Origin of the sequence: Qipengyuania aquimaris, assembly GCF_009827445.1 — a bacterium.
In the GTDB taxonomy this organism is placed as follows: Bacteria; Pseudomonadota; Alphaproteobacteria; order Sphingomonadales; family Sphingomonadaceae; genus Qipengyuania; species Qipengyuania aquimaris.
Genome location: NZ_WTYI01000001.1, coordinates 277,134 through 291,728 on the forward strand (window position 1 = coordinate 277,134; position 14,595 = coordinate 291,728).

At 63.7% G+C, this 14,595-nt stretch carries 16 protein-coding genes and 1 tRNA gene; 6 read left to right on the forward strand and 11 right to left on the reverse strand.

Features of this window, described 5'->3' with window-relative positions:
* Window positions 1-45: 45 nt before the first annotated feature.
* Window positions 46-861, reverse strand: a complete 816-nt coding sequence (locus tag GRI34_RS01300) for an aldo/keto reductase (protein WP_160594391.1) — start codon at window positions 859-861, stop codon at window positions 46-48.
* Between the two features lie 126 nt (window positions 862-987).
* Between GRI34_RS01300 and GRI34_RS01305 the strand changes: the two genes are divergently transcribed.
* The 3 genes from GRI34_RS01305 to GRI34_RS01315 all read left to right on the forward strand — a co-directional run bounded on the left by GRI34_RS01305 (window position 988) and on the right by GRI34_RS01315 (window position 3,856).
* Window positions 988-2,277, forward strand: coding sequence for an adenylosuccinate synthase (locus tag GRI34_RS01305; RefSeq protein ID WP_160594392.1), 1,290 nt, complete (start codon window positions 988-990; stop codon window positions 2,275-2,277).
* Window positions 2,278-2,305: 28 nt separating this feature from the next.
* Window positions 2,306-2,818 (forward strand): L,D-transpeptidase family protein, encoded by a 513-nt coding sequence (locus GRI34_RS01310; protein WP_160594393.1) that lies wholly within the window; start codon window positions 2,306-2,308, stop codon window positions 2,816-2,818.
* 66 nt (window positions 2,819-2,884) lie between these two features.
* A complete protein-coding gene (locus GRI34_RS01315; RefSeq protein ID WP_160594394.1) occupies window positions 2,885-3,856 on the forward strand; it encodes a helix-turn-helix domain-containing protein in 972 nt (323 codons plus the stop codon).
* Here GRI34_RS01315 and GRI34_RS01320 read toward each other — a convergent pair.
* From GRI34_RS01320 to argH, 4 genes are all read right to left on the reverse strand, one after another.
* A complete protein-coding gene (locus tag GRI34_RS01320; RefSeq protein ID WP_160594395.1) occupies window positions 3,853-4,626 on the reverse strand; it encodes a precorrin-2 dehydrogenase/sirohydrochlorin ferrochelatase family protein in 774 nt (257 codons plus the stop codon). The genes GRI34_RS01315 and GRI34_RS01320 overlap by 4 nt on opposite strands.
* Window positions 4,626-5,885: a diaminopimelate decarboxylase gene (gene lysA, locus GRI34_RS01325; protein WP_160594396.1), complete on the reverse strand. Its 1,260-nt coding sequence runs from the start codon at window positions 5,883-5,885 to the stop codon at window positions 4,626-4,628. The genes GRI34_RS01320 and lysA overlap by 1 nt, the downstream gene beginning before the upstream one ends.
* A 63-nt stretch (window positions 5,886-5,948) precedes the next feature.
* Window positions 5,949-6,185 (reverse strand): hypothetical protein, encoded by a 237-nt coding sequence (locus tag GRI34_RS01330; protein WP_160594397.1) that lies wholly within the window; start codon window positions 6,183-6,185, stop codon window positions 5,949-5,951.
* Window positions 6,185-7,519 carry an argininosuccinate lyase gene (gene argH / locus GRI34_RS01335; RefSeq protein ID WP_234028117.1) on the reverse strand — a complete coding sequence of 445 codons (1,335 nt, stop codon included), beginning with the start codon at window positions 7,517-7,519 and terminating at the stop codon, window positions 6,185-6,187. Before argH ends, GRI34_RS01330 begins: the two co-directional genes overlap by 1 nt.
* A gap of 55 nt (window positions 7,520-7,574) precedes the next feature.
* Here argH and GRI34_RS01340 point away from each other — a divergent pair, with 55 nt between their 5' ends.
* Window positions 7,575-8,132, forward strand: a complete 558-nt coding sequence (locus GRI34_RS01340; protein ID WP_234028118.1) for a TlpA family protein disulfide reductase — start codon at window positions 7,575-7,577, stop codon at window positions 8,130-8,132.
* Here GRI34_RS01340 and GRI34_RS01345 read toward each other — a convergent pair.
* The 3 genes from GRI34_RS01345 to GRI34_RS01355 all read right to left on the reverse strand — a co-directional run bounded on the left by GRI34_RS01345 (window position 8,133) and on the right by GRI34_RS01355 (window position 9,997).
* Window positions 8,133-8,208 (reverse strand) — tRNA-Val (locus GRI34_RS01345). It lies immediately after the preceding gene.
* Window positions 8,209-8,264: 56 nt separating this feature from the next.
* The gene (locus GRI34_RS01350; protein WP_160594400.1) at window positions 8,265-9,038 is read right to left on the reverse strand and encodes a Crp/Fnr family transcriptional regulator; all 774 of its coding nucleotides are present in this window, start codon (window positions 9,036-9,038) and stop codon (window positions 8,265-8,267) included.
* A gap of 146 nt (window positions 9,039-9,184) precedes the next feature.
* On the reverse strand, window positions 9,185-9,997 hold the full coding sequence (locus GRI34_RS01355) for a Crp/Fnr family transcriptional regulator (RefSeq protein ID WP_199800091.1): 813 nt from the start codon (window positions 9,995-9,997) through the stop codon (window positions 9,185-9,187).
* A gap of 63 nt (window positions 9,998-10,060) precedes the next feature.
* Here GRI34_RS01355 and GRI34_RS01360 point away from each other — a divergent pair, with 63 nt between their 5' ends.
* Entirely contained in the window at window positions 10,061-11,038 is a 978-nt protein-coding gene (locus GRI34_RS01360; protein ID WP_160594401.1) for an asparaginase, read from the forward strand.
* A gap of 3 nt (window positions 11,039-11,041) precedes the next feature.
* Here GRI34_RS01360 and GRI34_RS01365 read toward each other — a convergent pair whose 3' ends face one another.
* The 3 genes from GRI34_RS01365 to fmt form a co-directional block, all read right to left on the reverse strand.
* Window positions 11,042-12,151, reverse strand: a complete 1,110-nt coding sequence (locus GRI34_RS01365; protein ID WP_160594402.1) for a zinc-binding dehydrogenase — start codon at window positions 12,149-12,151, stop codon at window positions 11,042-11,044.
* Window positions 12,152-12,233: 82 nt separating this feature from the next.
* Window positions 12,234-12,983 (reverse strand): tRNA pseudouridine(38-40) synthase TruA, encoded by a 750-nt coding sequence (truA, locus tag GRI34_RS01370; RefSeq protein ID WP_160594403.1) that lies wholly within the window; start codon window positions 12,981-12,983, stop codon window positions 12,234-12,236.
* Complete coding sequence (fmt, locus tag GRI34_RS01375; protein ID WP_160594404.1) at window positions 12,980-13,888, reverse strand: methionyl-tRNA formyltransferase; 909 nt, start codon at window positions 13,886-13,888, stop codon at window positions 12,980-12,982. Before fmt ends, truA begins: the two co-directional genes overlap by 4 nt.
* Window positions 13,889-13,940: 52 nt before the next feature.
* Here fmt and recR point away from each other — a divergent pair, with 52 nt between their 5' ends.
* A complete protein-coding gene (gene recR, locus GRI34_RS01380) occupies window positions 13,941-14,537 on the forward strand; it encodes a recombination mediator RecR (RefSeq protein WP_160594405.1) in 597 nt (198 codons plus the stop codon).
* The last annotated feature ends 58 nt before the right edge of the window (window positions 14,538-14,595 follow it).

The window sequence follows — 14,595 nt, forward strand, 5'->3', positions numbered from 1 at the left end:
TGGCGCGCCTTTAGCAGCGTGCACGCGGCCTCGCACCCCTCCTGTTCAGCAGAATTCGCTGGGATCCGGGCCCATGCGCCCGTCTTCGCTGTCGAGCGCGTCGATCCGCGCCATCTGGTCGTCCGACAGTTCGAACGACAGGGCCTTGAAATTGGCCTCGATATGCTTGCGGCTGCTGGCCTTGGGAATGGTCGAGAAACCGTGCTGGATATGCCAGCGGATGATGACCGCGCTGGCGGGCTGGCCGGTTTCTTCCGCAATGGCTTCGATAGTCTCGTTCGACAGGCCTTCGCCCTGGCCGAGCGGCGACCAGCTCTGGGTGACGATGCCCATTTCCTCGTGCACCTTGCGCAGGGCGCGCTGCTGGAAGCTGGGGTGCAGTTCGATTTGGTTGAGCGCCGGGGTCACGCCCGTTTCTTCGACCAGCTTGCGCAGATCCTGTTCGCGGAAGTTGGAAACGCCGATGGACTTGGCCTTACCCTCCTCGCGCAGTTCGATGAACGCCTTCCACGTGTCCACGAATTCGCCCTTGTCGGGGCAGGGCCAGTGGATCAGCAGCATGTCGACATGGTCGCGGCCCAGCCGCTCGAGGCACTTTTCCGCCGCGCGCTTGGCCCGCTCGTACCCCTGGCTTTCGTTCCAAACCTTGGTCTGCAGGAAGATGTCGGACCATTCGCCCACGCCTTTGCCGACGCCCTTTTCGTTCTGGTAGATGGCCGCCGTGTCGATCAGCCAGTAGCCCACGTCGATCGCGGTCGAGACGGCTTCGGGCGCCTTGTCCTCGTCGATCTTGTAGGTGCCGAAACCGAGCTGGGGGATCTGGCGGCCGTCGTTCAGGTTGAGCGTGGGATAGTCGGTCATAAATTCTCCTTTGCCTGAACAATGGAGAAGTGGCGTCGAAGTTTCCCCGATCTGCCTTGCCCCCTTGGCTGCAAACGCCTAACGCGACGCGCGTTTGTGCATCCCTAGATCGCGAGTAGCTTTTCAATGGCCAACGTCACCGTAATCGGCGCCCAGTGGGGCGATGAGGGCAAAGGTAAAATCGTCGACTGGCTGGCCAGCCGCGCCGATGCCGTCGTCCGGTTCCAGGGCGGCCACAATGCCGGCCATACGCTGGTCATCGACGGGAACGTCTACAAGCTTTCGCTGCTGCCCTCGGGCATCGTCTCGGGCACGCTGTCGATCATCGGCAACGGCGTGGTGCTGGACCCGTGGGCGCTGAAGGCGGAGGTCGAAAAGCTGGAAGGTCAGGGCGTAACCATCACCGCCGACAATCTTGCGATTGCCGACAATTGCCCGCTGATCCTGCCGATCCACCGCGATCTCGACGGCCTGCGCGAAGCGGCTGCCGGCTCGGGCAAGATCGGCACTACCGGCCGCGGCATCGGCCCGGCTTATGAAGACAAGGTCGGCCGCCGCGCGATCCGAGTGTGCGACCTCGCGCATCTCGACCATCTCGAACCGCAGCTCGACCGCTTGTGCGCCCACCATGACGCATTGCGCGCCGGTTTCGACCAGCCGCCGGTCGACCGCGAAGCGCTGCTCGAAGAATTGCGCGGCATTGCCGATTTCGTGCTCCAATATGCACAGCCTGTCTGGAAGCGCCTGAAGAAGGTGCGCAAGGCCGGAGCGAAAATCCTGTTCGAAGGCGCGCAGGGCGTCCTGCTCGACATTGATCACGGCACCTATCCCTTCGTAACCAGCTCCAACACGGTCAGCGGCACGGCGGCGGCAGGCAGCGGCCTCGGCCCCAATTCGACGGGCTATGTGCTCGGCATCGTCAAAGCCTACACCACGCGCGTCGGTAGCGGGCCGTTCCCGACCGAGCTCGAAGACGACGTCGGCAAGGGCATCGGCGAGCGTGGCCACGAATTCGGCACCGTTACCGGCCGCCAGCGCCGCGTCGGCTGGTTCGATGCGGTAATCGTGCGCCAGAGCTGTTCGATCAGCGGCGTCACCGGCATCGCGCTCACCAAGATCGACGTGCTCGACGGGCTGGACGAGGTGAAGATCTGCACCGGCTATCGCCTGCGCGGCAATGTCTATGACTACTTCCCCAGCCATGCCGCCGACCAGGCGGAGGTGGAGCCGATCTACGAGACGATGGACGGCTGGAAGGAATCGACCGCCGGGGCGCGCAGCTTCGCGGACCTGCCCGCCAATGCGGTGAAATACATCCAGCGCGTGCAGGAGCTGATCGAAACGCCCGTGGCGCTGGTGTCCACCAGCCCCGAGCGCGACGATACGATCCTTATGCGCGATCCATTCCTCGACTGATCATGCAGGCAGTGGCAGGATGCGGCTCATGCGTATCCTTTCGCTGCTTTGCCTCCTACTCCTGACAGCGTGCTCGCAAGCCGTGCCAGAGGCGCGTGCGCAACAGGCGCAGGACGGTGAGCGGGCGGATTTCGTGCTGGTCGACAAGTCGGACCGCACGCTTTGGGTTTACCAGGCGGGCAAGATCATCCGCACCTATGACGGCCTGCAATATGGCGACCAGCCGGTCGGCCATAAACGCTTCGAAGGGGACGAGCGCACGCCCGAAGGCCGCTACACCATTACCTATGGCAACGAGCAGTCAAGCTACTACCTCAGCCTCTATATCGACTATCCCAATGCCGCCGACAAAGCCTATGCCAAGGCGCGGGGGCGCTCGCCCGGCGGGCTCATCTTCCTGCACGGCCAGCCCAATGGCATGCCCTTCGATGCGCGCGTTCCGGGCGACTGGACCGATGGCTGCATCGCCCTTTCCAACCGCGAGATCGCGGAGCTGTGGTCGCTGATCCCCGATGGGACGCCGATCGAAATACGCCCCTGAATTCTTGACACGATCACTGTTTGTTCTCACAAAGTTCTCCTACAGAGACTCGTGAGAGGTGATTCCATGCAGGCCGATTTCAGTTACGAGCCGGTGTATGACGGGGCCGGATGCCAGCTTGGCGTGACCATATTGGCGGACCGCGATGCCGTGCGCGCACAGATGCGCGACGATGCGGTGGCGGCGGGCTTTCGCGTGCTGGAATGCTGTCGGCTGGACGAGTTTGCCAGCGGCTCCATCGCGGCTCTGGGGGACCTCGTGCTGGTCGATTGCCTTGCAGCCGATGCCGAAACCATGGCTTTGCTCGCCCGGCTCGATATGCGCGCCGGGAAATCGGGCGCGCAGATGGTGATCTCGACCGGTATGGACGCGCTCGATGCGGTGTTCGGCTGTTTTTCCATGTCGGGAGCGCAAATCCTCGTCGAACCGGGACGTGCCGAACGCATCATCGCTGTCGGACGGGTGCTGGCCGATGTGCCGAACCTGCGGCTGCGCGAACTGGCGGAAGAAGACCGGCTGATGCTCCTTCGACTGACCGAACAGGTCGGCAAGATGGCAGAACGGATCGAACGCCTGTCTCCCGGACAGCGGGAAGGCGGGGGCGCCTTCCGGCTGGAAGCGGCGGCACAGGCCTGGCGCGGACAGGATGCCGCTGGCGGGGCGGGCAACGGAGCCAGCCTGCCCGATGCGGCTGCTATCCGCGCCGTCATTCGCCGCCGCCAGATGCGCGCCAAGTTCTTCGATGCGGACCTGTTCGCCGATCCGGCATGGGACATATTGCTCGATCTCGCCGCCGCGCGCGCCGGAAGGGAACGTGTCAGCGTCACTTCGCTGTGTATCGCGGCTGGCGTTCCTGCCACCACGGCGCTGCGCTGGATCACGCAAATGGTCGAAAGCGGCCTGCTGCTGCGCATTCCCGATCCCGCCGACCGCCGCCGCGCGCATATCGCGCTGGCCGATAGCACGGCCGATGCGATGGCACGCTATTTCCGCGAAGCCGGTATCGGCTCGAGCCACCAGATCGCGGCGGTGGCCTAGCCCTTCCTGATCACGACCCGTCGGCCGCTGGTCGGTGAATCCTCGCACGGCAGGAGATGACGCGCCGCATCGGCCCGCGCACGGATGAGGATCGCTTCCGGAACGCCGCTATCGTGCAGCACGTGATCGGCCTCTCCTAGCGCGCGCGCCTGCCGGATAGTGAGGTCTTCAGGATCATCGCTCGTCAGCAAGATTTCCAGGACCTCGTCTGCTACAGGATCGTCACTGTCCTCTATCCAGCGCTCTACGTCCTCTACACTCTTCGCGGCCATTACATCGAGCGCGCCCCCCTGCGAAAGCGCACCATCCAGCGCACGACGGCGGTCGTCGCCGGAGGGAAATTTCGCCCGGATTTTGTCGCGCGCGTTGGATAGCGCCTCGGCCAATCCGCCAAGATTTTGCGGCAGGATCGCTTCCAGCCGCAGGCGCAGGTGCTTCGCCAGTCCGGCAGAGGCACCGCCCGTGCTCACCGCGACCAGCACGGGATCGCGTTCAAGCAGGCTGGGCAATGTAAAGTCGCACAGGTCGGGTCTATCCGCCACGTTTACCAGCAGGCCGAGCCGTTTCAGCCGCAGCGCCGCCGCCTCTGCCGCGCGCTCGTCGGCGAGTGCCACAAATGCCAGTTTCGCATGATGCGCTTCGGTCTCTGCGCAGGGAATGCCCCCGGCGCGTCCGACAAGCCGTGCCTTCGCCTCCGCCATTTCGCCGCTGCCCACCACCACGACCCGCTGGCCGGAAATGCGATGGAATAGCGGGAGCGAATGCAACATCAGTCGAGCCACTCCGGCACGCGTTCCGCATCCATGATCGCCCCTGCCGCAATCCGGTCGGCGACAGTCGCGAAACGGTCCCCGTCGACCAGCACTTCTGCCACGAAACCACGCGAATTGTAGCTCGATGCCATGGTCGCGCCATAAGCACCTGCGGTGCGGAAAACCGCCAATTCTCCGGCGATCAGCGCATCGCATTCGCGGTCCATCGCGAAGGTGTCGCCCGTTTCGCAGATCGGGCCGACGATGTGGGCGGTCATGCGCTGTCCGGTAGGCTCCACCGCCTCGAAATCATGCCACGCACCGTACATGGCAGGCCGGGCGAGATCGTTCATTGCTGCATCGACGACCACGAAAGGCCGTTCGATCCCGCGCTTCACGCGCACCACGCGGGTTAGGAGGACACCCGCGTTCCCGGCAATCACGCGCCCGGGTTCGAACATCAGGCGCACGTCCCAGCCAGCCGAAACCCGCGCGACCATTTCGCCATAGGCGGCGGGCGAGGGATATTCCTCGCCGCTCTTGTACGGCACGCCAAGCCCGCCGCCGAGATCGGCGTGGGTCACCTTGCACCCTCGCGCACGGAGATCGGCGATCAGCTGCCCGACCTTTCCGAAAGCGGTTTCCAAAGGCTCCAAATCGGCCAGCTGGCTGCCGATGTGAACCGCAACGCCGCGCATATCGAGGCCGTCTTCGCCCGCCAGCGAAGCGTAGATTTCGACTGCCCGGTCGATCGGGACACCGAACTTGTTCTCGCGCTTGCCGGTAGAGATCTTCTCGTGGGTTCGCGCATCGACATCGGGATTTACGCGCAGCGCGCAGGCGGCCGTCTTGCCGAAGCGGCGGGCAATGGCCGCCAGCTCGTACCCTTCCTCTTCGCTCTCGATATTGAACTGGCCAATGCTGCATTCGAGACCCTGCTGCAGTTCGTCATGGGTCTTGCCGACGCCGGAGAACACGATGTCTTCCGCTTTCATGCCAGCCGCCAGCGCGCGGGTAAGCTCACCACCAGAAACGACGTCGGCGCCATACCTCATGTTCGCCAGCACGCGCAGCACGGCAAGGTTCGGGTTGGATTTGACCGCGAAGGCAATGTGCGGATTGTCGAGCGCGGAAAGCCCTTCGCGATAGACGCGGGCGTGGCGTTCAAGCGTGGCGCGCGAATAGACGTAAACCGGTGTGCCGACCGCTTCGGCTATCTGGGTAAGCGGCACGTCCTCTGCATGGAGGACGCCATCGCGGATCTGGAAATGGTCCATGGGCAGCGCGTTTGCCGAATGGCCAAGGCCAAGTCTAGCAAGCCTTGCTTGTCCCGCTGCAACCTACTCCGGCGGAAGATCGAAGGGATCGTCCTCTCGTTCTTCGGAACGGGTGCGCAATTCTGTGCTGCGCTCCGGAGCGGCCTGGGGATCGAGCTGGAGCAGGTCGTCCGCATCCGGCTGCACTTCGGCACCGAACGGCGCCGGCGGCAGCGTCTCGCCAGCCAAGGGCTTCAGCTGCGCCTTCTGCCCGCAGGCGGACAGCAGGGTGAGGGCGATAATCAGGGCGCCAAGGCGCATCAGAATTTCTCCAGCCGCTTGCGGGCATCTTCTACCTGCTGCCTTACCCGCTCCGGCGCGGTCCCGCCATAGGAAGCGCGCGCGGCGACCGAAGCATCGACCGAAAGCGCGTCGAAAACGCGTTCGTCGATACGGCTGTCGATGGCCTTGAGATCGTCGATGGCAAGGCCGTCGAGGGCGACACCTTTCTCGTCGGCCAGCTTTACGGCGGCGCCGGTGATGTGATGCGCCTCGCGGAAAGGAATGTCCGCCTGCCGCACGAGCCAGTCGGCAAGGTCGGTCGCCGTGGCGTGCCCTGCTTCCGCAGCCTTGCGCATCCGGGCCTTATCGAAGCCGCTGTCCGCTACCATTCCCGCCATCGCCGCGAGCGAAAGGTCCATCAGGCCCGCAGCCTCGAAGACCGGCGGCTTGTCGTCCTGCATATCCTTGGAATAGGCCAGCGGCAGGCCCTTCATCGTCACCATCAGCGCCGTGGTGCACCCGATCACGCGCCCCGCATGGCCGCGCACCAGTTCGGCGGCGTCGGGATTGCGCTTTTGCGGCATGATCGAGCTGCCGGTCGACAGCGTGTCGGGCAGTTTGACGAAGCCGAAGGGCTGGCTGGTCCAGATGATGAACTCCTCAGCCAGGCGCGAAAGGTGCAGGGCGCACTGGCTTGCGGCCATGAGGTAATCGAGCGCGAAATCGCGATCCGACACCGCATCGAGGCTGTTGCGGGTGGGCCGGGCGAAACCCAGCGCCTTTGCAGTCATCTCGCGGTCGAGATCGAAGCCGGTTCCCGCAAGCGCCGCCGAACCGAGCGGGCATTCGTCCATCCGCTCCAGCGCGTCTGCAAACCGCGAGCGGTCGCGCACCAGCATTTCGAAATAGGCGAGCAGGTGGTGGCCAAGCGTCACGGGCTGCGCGGTCTGCAAATGGGTGAAGCCGGGCATGATCGTGTCGGCATGCTCGTCGGCGCGGGCGACCAGCGCGTGGAGCACCGCGTCTATCCCTGCGATCGCGCGTCGATTGGCGCTGCGGACCCACATGCGGAAATCGGTCGCCACCTGGTCGTTACGGCTGCGCGCAGTATGGAGCCGCCCCGCGACCGGACCGACGATTTCGGTCAGCCGTGCCTCGACGGTCATGTGGATGTCTTCGAGGTCCCAGTCCTCGGGCACGCCGTCCGCTTCATATTCCTCGGCAATCTGCGCCAGGCCCTTGTCGATCGCGGCGGTGTCCGCTTCGCTGACGATGCCCTGCCTGGCCAGCATGGCGACATGGGCGCGGCTGCCCGCGATGTCTTCGCGCCACAGCGCCTTGTCGAAGGGGATAGAGGCGTTGATTTCGCGCATTATCGCGCTAGGCCCTTCGGCGAACCTGCCGCCCCACATTGCATTGGAGCCTTTATTGTCCCGCTTATCGCTCACGCTGATCGTCACCCTGGGTCTTGCTGTGTCCGCCTGCGATAGGAGCGCACCCGATGAGGCGCAAGAAAGCGGTGCTTCACAGATCAAAACCGGCGAGATCGACCGCACCTATGCCGACAGCCTGATGCCCGCCATCAATGTAAGCGATCCGGACGGGCGGCAGATCAATCTGGGCTCATTGCAGGGCACGCCGGTGCTGCTGAACCTGTGGGCGACATGGTGCGCGCCGTGCAAGAAGGAGATGCCGCTGCTCGATGCTCTTGCCGGCGACTTCGACGACCAATTGCACGTCATTACCGTGAGCCAGGATGCGGGCGGCGCGGAAAAGGTCGCTCCCTATTTCGCGGCGAACGAATTCGCCTATCTCGAACCGTGGATGGACCCGCAGAACGAGCTTGGCCTGCACTTCGACAACACCCCGCTGCCGACCACGATCCTCTACGATGCGCAGGGGCTGGAGGTCTGGCGTGTGGTGGGCGACTACGACTGGTCGAGCGACGAAGCACGCGCGGCCATTGCAGAGGTTGTCGGGGAATAGTGGTGGGCGCTGACGGGCTCGAACCGCCGACCCTCTCGGTGTAAACGAGATGCTCTACCAACTGAGCTAAGCGCCCCCTTGTGGGGTGAAGCGCGCATGTAGCGCGGTTTCGCGCCGGGTCAAGCGCGAGATTCAGTTCCAGCCTTCGTCCAGCTTCAGCGCACCGTCGCCATAGAGGTAGTCGGCATTGAAGCGCGCATAACGCTTCAGGCGGTCCCAGTCGTCGGTGTAAAGGTCGCCCCGCCGGATTTCGGCAACACCCAATTCTCGCAGCTTGCCGACAGCGCGATTGGCATGGATTGCGCTGACCCCGCACATGTCGGCCAGGTCCAGCTGGGTGAACGGCGTGCGCAATGCGCGTGGGACGGTTCGCCCGATAAGCTCCAGCCTCGTATGCAGTTCTGCGTAGAGATGGGCGATACGCTTCGGCGCGTCGAGCTGTTCGAGAATCTGGATCCATTTGCGATGGATCGAGGCGTCGAGCAGTGTGGCAAACCACATGGCACGAGCGATATTCGGGCGATCCTGCATAACCGTGCGCAGGCTCTCGTGGCTGACGCTGCCGATCTTGACCGGGCCTGCCGCAACAATGCTGTGATCAAGGCGCTTCAATGCGAACCCGTGCAGGTCGACGAAATCTCCCGGCACTTGGACGCCGACAATGTAGCGACGGTCGCCGGACTCGATTGTACGAAACACATAGCCTTCGATCAGCATGGTGCTCTTGTTCGTGACGTCGCCTCTTTCGAGCAGGCGTGTACCGTCGCCGTGTTCTTCCACGGTTTCGATAAGGCCTTCGATGTAGTTCAGGTCGTCCTGATCGAGATGTTCCCTCAATCGTCCGGCGAGAAATTCGCCGGTCAGCGGGAAATCGGAAGACCGTATGTCACCACGAATTGCGTCCATTGCGCGCCGATAAAGCAAGCCGCTCGCCCGAGGTCTATTGACGCATGTTAGCTTTCTGTTCGTTTCTGCCTTCAGAGCGCATTTTTGACAGCCCGCAGGTTGTCATATGTTATAACCCGCCGCGTACAGCGGATCTCACCGGGCCTTCAGAGCCCATCCTGCCGCAATGACAATGCGCCGTCACCATAGAGATAGTCTTTCTCGAAATCCGCGAAACTTTCCAGTTTCTCGCGATTGCAGATGCGCACCTCTCCGCGATTGAAATCGGCGATCCCGCTCTTGCGCAATTCGCCGATCGCGCGATTGACGTGGATTGGAGTGGCGCCGCACATGTCGGCCAGGTCTGCCTGGGTGAGCGGGGTGTCGAAGCCGTCTTCAAAGGCAAGGCCAACCATATCGAGCCTGCACCAGACCTCGGCAAAGATATGCGCGATGCGCTGCGGCACCTTGAGCTGTTCGAGCTTCATGATCCATTCGCGATGCATGGCTGCATCGAGCAGGGTGGAGAACCAGAACAAGCGGGCCAGATGCGGCTTTTCTTTCATCACTTCGGCAATGCGTTCGTGCGGGACCAGCCCGACTTTGGCCTGCCCGACGCATTCAATGTTATGATCCAATCGCTTGAGCGCGAAACAGTGCAAGTCCACGAAATCGCCAGGGACGTGGAAACTGACACCATAGCGCCGATCCCCTGAATCCAGCGTTCGCAGCATGAAGCCGTCGATCAGCATGGTCGAATGATCGCAGATATCGCCGCGAGAAATCAGGCGGTGGCCATCGGGAAGTATCTCCACACGGGAAACCAGCGATTCCAGTTCGACCTTCTCTTCTTGCGACAAGTCGTGGCGCAACCGGCCTTCCAAGAACAGGCCGGTATTAGGGAAACGCTCCAGTTCAGTAGACGCAGCTATCGCTTCGCTCCCGTATCGAAGCCCGAATTGCCGGCGCTTCTTACCCAAATGGCATTATAACATATGATTGGTCCCGTGACCTGAGAAATCTTTCTCGCTATCGCGGCGCTCATGACGACCAGACTCCAAGTCCTTGCAACCGGTGGCACTATCGCCGGTATCGCCGGTTCAGCGATCGCCAGCGATTACCGCGCAGGCGAAATCGGTATCGAAGACTACCTCGAGAAGGTGGGTGGCCTGGGTCTGGAAGCGCAGCTGTCCGGTCATCAGATCGCCAATATCGATTCAGGCGATATCGGCCCAACGGTATGGAATGCGCTGCACGCCGCCATCTCTACGGCCCTCGCCGACGAGGGCTGCGATGGTGTGGTCGTCACTCATGGCACGGATACCCTCGAAGAGACCGCATTCCTGCTCGACCTGACCCTGCCAGCTACGAAGCCGGTGGTGGTCGTTGGCGCGATGCGCCCGGCCGACGCTGTGGGCTATGACGGGCTGCGCAATTTCGCCAACGCCGTTCGTGTCGCGAGCGATCCGGATGCCGCCGGTCGCGGCGTACTGGTGGTGATGGGCGACCGCGTTTTCGGCGCGCGTGACGTGCGCAAGGTCCGCACGCGGGGAACCGATGCTTTTCGCGGCTTTCCGCGCGAATCTGTCGGGCTCGTCACGCCCGCTTCGCTCGAATGGTTCGGCGCTCCGTGGCGCGAGGACGAGGCTTCCGCATTTGCGTGGTGCGACGACCTGCCGCAGGTCGTGATCGCCTATGCCCATGCCGGATTGTGCGCCGAAGAAGTGCTCCGCCTGGTGGGTGACGAAACGCGCGGGATTGTCATCGCAGGCGTGGGCGAGGGCAATATGCCCGAACGCGTGCGGCAGGAACTGGCGCTGCTGGCGCAGGGGGGCATCGCCGTCGTTCGGGCCAGCCGCACCGACGAAGGACTGGTCGACCGCGAGGCCGAAGACACGCCGAACGGTTTCGTCGCCGCCCGCGCGCTCAACCCGCAGAAGGCGCGCATCCTGCTGCAATTGCTGCTGGCAAGCGGGACCAGTGATCCCGCCGCCATCCAGCGCGCCTTCGACGGGCGTTAAGCGTCAGCCGTTCGGCAAGACGAGGTATTTCTCGCCCGTCTTCATCTGGCGATAATCTAGGATCGCTTCCTTCGTGAGCATGCCTTCCAAGTCGACCTTGGTTTTGTAGCTGCTGGCGAAAGTGGTGGTGAGGTTGTCGAGCACGCGCTTCCTCATCCGCATCACCGTTTCCATGCCCGCCGTCTGGAGGAAAGGTGTCAGCAGCCAGCCCGACAGCGTCCAGCCGAAACCGTAGGACGGGGTCAGCGTGGTCGGCCCGAAGTCGAGACGACCGTAGATGAACATCCGCTTCTGCTGGTTCGAACCATAGCGCGAATATTCGGTCATCTTGCCCACGGCGACCTGTTCCATCGCCTTGAAGCAGGTGTCGACCATCTGGCCGCCGCCGATGGGATCGAAGCCGTAGAAGGCGTCGGTTTCGTCGATGGCCGCCTTGAGGTTGCCCATGAAATCATCGTCCGATGAATTGACGACATGGCTGGCGCCGAGCCCCTTGAGCAGGTCCACCTGCTCCTGCTTGCGCACGATGTTGACGAGGCCGAGGCCGTCTTCCTGGCAGATCTTGACCAGCATCTGGCCCAGGTTCGATGCGCCGACCGTGTGCAGGATCGCCTTCTGGCCGTCCATCTTGGCGTTTTCGGCAAAGCCGAGCGCGGTCATCGGGTTGACGAAGCTGGAAGCGCCCGCTTCCGCACTGTGATCGCCGAGCGGCAGGCACATGGCGGCGTCCGCGATAGCGTACTGGCTGTAGGCATTGCCAGGAACGCAGGCGACGCGCTGGCCCATCAGCGCCTTGGCCATGTCGCTATCGCCGGTGGCGACGACGGTGCCGGCACCTTCGTTACCGGCGGGCAGGCGCTGGCCGTGACGGGCCTTGGAGCCGGTGTTGAAGGGTTCGGGCATCTTCGCGACGACCTTGCCGTGCGAATATTCCGCATTCTCGAAATCCGCCGCGCCGGTCAGGATGGCGAGGTCGGAAGGATTGATCGGGGCCGCTTCCATCTTGACCAGGACCTGGTTGCCGGTCGGGTCGGGGAAGGTGCTTTCGGCGATCTCGACGGTCAGCGTGCCGTCGGATTCCAGAGTGGTGAAAAGCTGTTTGCCGGTGGTCATCCAATTCCCTTTCGTTGCTTTACGAAACCTGTTTGCGGCCTCGCTACGCCTCGAAATGGGACTTGGCTAGGGTGCCGTTACGTCAGTTGTCGTCCGGATAGGTCGCCGCGACGAAATAGAGCCCGTGGGGCGGCGCGTTGAGGCCCAGTTCCTGCCGGTCGCGCGCTTCCAGCGCCTTTTTCACATCGCCGACGGCCCAGCGGCCCATGCCCACGAGCGCGAGGCAGCCGACCATGGAGCGCACCTGGTGATGCAGGAAACTGCGCGCTGCGGCGTGGATCAGGACGTGGTCCCCGTCGCGTTCGACATCGAGGCGGTCGAGCGTCTTTTGCGGACTGGCGGACTGGCAATGAGCAGACCGGAAGGTCGTGAAGTCGTGGTTGCCGACCAGTGCCTGCGCGGCTTCATGCATGGCTTTTTCGTCGAGCGGCTGAGGCACCTGCCAGGCGCGGTTTTTCTCCAGCGTCAGCGGGGCGCGGCGATTGGCGATCCTGTAGACATAGCTGCGCCCCGTGCAGGTGAAACGTGCGTGCCAATCGTCCGGCACCACCTCGCAATGGGTTACTGCCACCGGATCGGGGCGGAGCTTGGCGTTGAGCGCCTCCATCAGGCGAAAGGGTTCGATATCCTTCTCGATGTCGAGATGGCTGCGCATTGCCAGCGCGTGCACGCCCGTGTCTGTCCGCCCGGCGCTGGCCAGCCGCACTTCCTCGCCGGTCACCGCGAAGGCCGCTTCCTCGACGGACTGCTGCACGCTCGGGCCGTGGGGCTGGCGTTGCAGGCCGAAAAACGGCGTGCCGTCGAATTCCAGGGTGAGCGCGAAACGGGTCACGAAAGGCGCGTGCCTTTGGCAATCGGATTGCCGCGCAGGAAAGTCTCGAGGTCCATGCGCGGCTTGCCGGCCCGCTGCAGTTCGAGCGGACGGATCGCGCCGTCGCCGCATGCGATGGCGAGGCGGTCATCGAGCACTTCTCCCGGCTCTCCCGACCCCTCGCATGTCTCTGCGCGCAGCAGTTTCACCCGCTGGCCGTCATGTTCGAACCATGCGCCGGGGAAGGGCGAGAGGCCATGTACATGACGCACGACCTCTTCTGCCGGACGGGCCCAGTCCAGCCGGGCCTCCGCCTTGTCGATCTTGGTGGCATAGGTCGCTTCTGCATCGTCCTGTTCGACAGCGTGCAGTGCGTCGAGATCGATGAGCGTGCCGACCATCAGCTGCGCGCCCAGTTCGGCCAGTTCCTCGGTCAATTCGCCCGTGGTCTTGTCCTCGATCGGTGTGCGCACGGTGGCGAGCATGGAGCCGGTATCGAGGCCTGCTTCCATCTGCATGATCGTGACCCCCGTCACCTCGTCACCCGCCATGATCGAACGATGGATGGGCGCTGCACCGCGCCAGTGCGGCAGGATGGACGCATGGACGTTGAGGCAGCCGTGTTCCGGCGCATCGAGGATCGCCTGCGGCAGGATCAGGCCATAGGCCGCGACCACCGCGATATCGGCATTGAGCGCGGCAAAAGCCTCCTGCTCTTCGGCGGATTTAAGCGATTTGGGATGGCGCACCTCGATCCCGAGCCGGTCTGCCCGTTCGTGCACGACCGTCTTCGTCAGTTCCTTGCCGCGGCGGCCGCCGGGGCGGGGCGGCTGGGTGTAGACGCACACGACTTCATGCGCCGCATCGACCAGCGCCTGCAGCGTGGGCACGGCGAAATCCGGGCTTCCCATGAAGATTATGCGCATGACGTGTTCTATGGCCTTTCTTGGTCGCGCCTGCGCCCCTATCTGTGCACGTATGGCATCGCAAGAGATCGAGACTCTGGCTTCCGCGCTGGCGCGCCTTCCCGGCCTCGGCCCGCGCAGCGCGCGGCGCGCTGTGCTGTGGCTCGTCAAGCGCCGCGAAAGCGCGCTGCCCGCTCTGCTCGAAGCGCTGGCGACAGTGGGCGAGGCGCTGGTCGAATGCGACACCTGCGGCAATGTCGACACCACCAATCCCTGCGGCATCTGCGCCGATCCGCGCCGCGACGGCAAGGGCCTGTGCGTGGTGGAGGACGTGGCGGATCTATGGGCGCTCGACCGGGCGAAGCTGTTCACCGGCAAGTACCACGTGCTCGGCGGCAAACTGTCGGCACTGGATGGGATTCGCCCGGAAGACCTCAATATCGCCAGCCTTCTCTCACGCGTCGAGGCGGGCGGGGTGGACGAGGTGGTCCTCGCCATGAACGCAACGCTCGAAGGCCAGACCACCGCGCATTACATCGCCGAACGGCTGGAGGATTTCCCGATCCGCATCACGCAGCTGGCGCATGGCCTGCCGGTGGGCGGGGAATTGGACTATCTCGACGAGGGCACTCTGGCGCAGGCGCTACGTGCGCGGCGGCCGCTCGGCTAATCGATCAGTCTAAGCAGCCCAATTCTGTTGAATTGGTCGCATTCAGCGCTTATCTGAC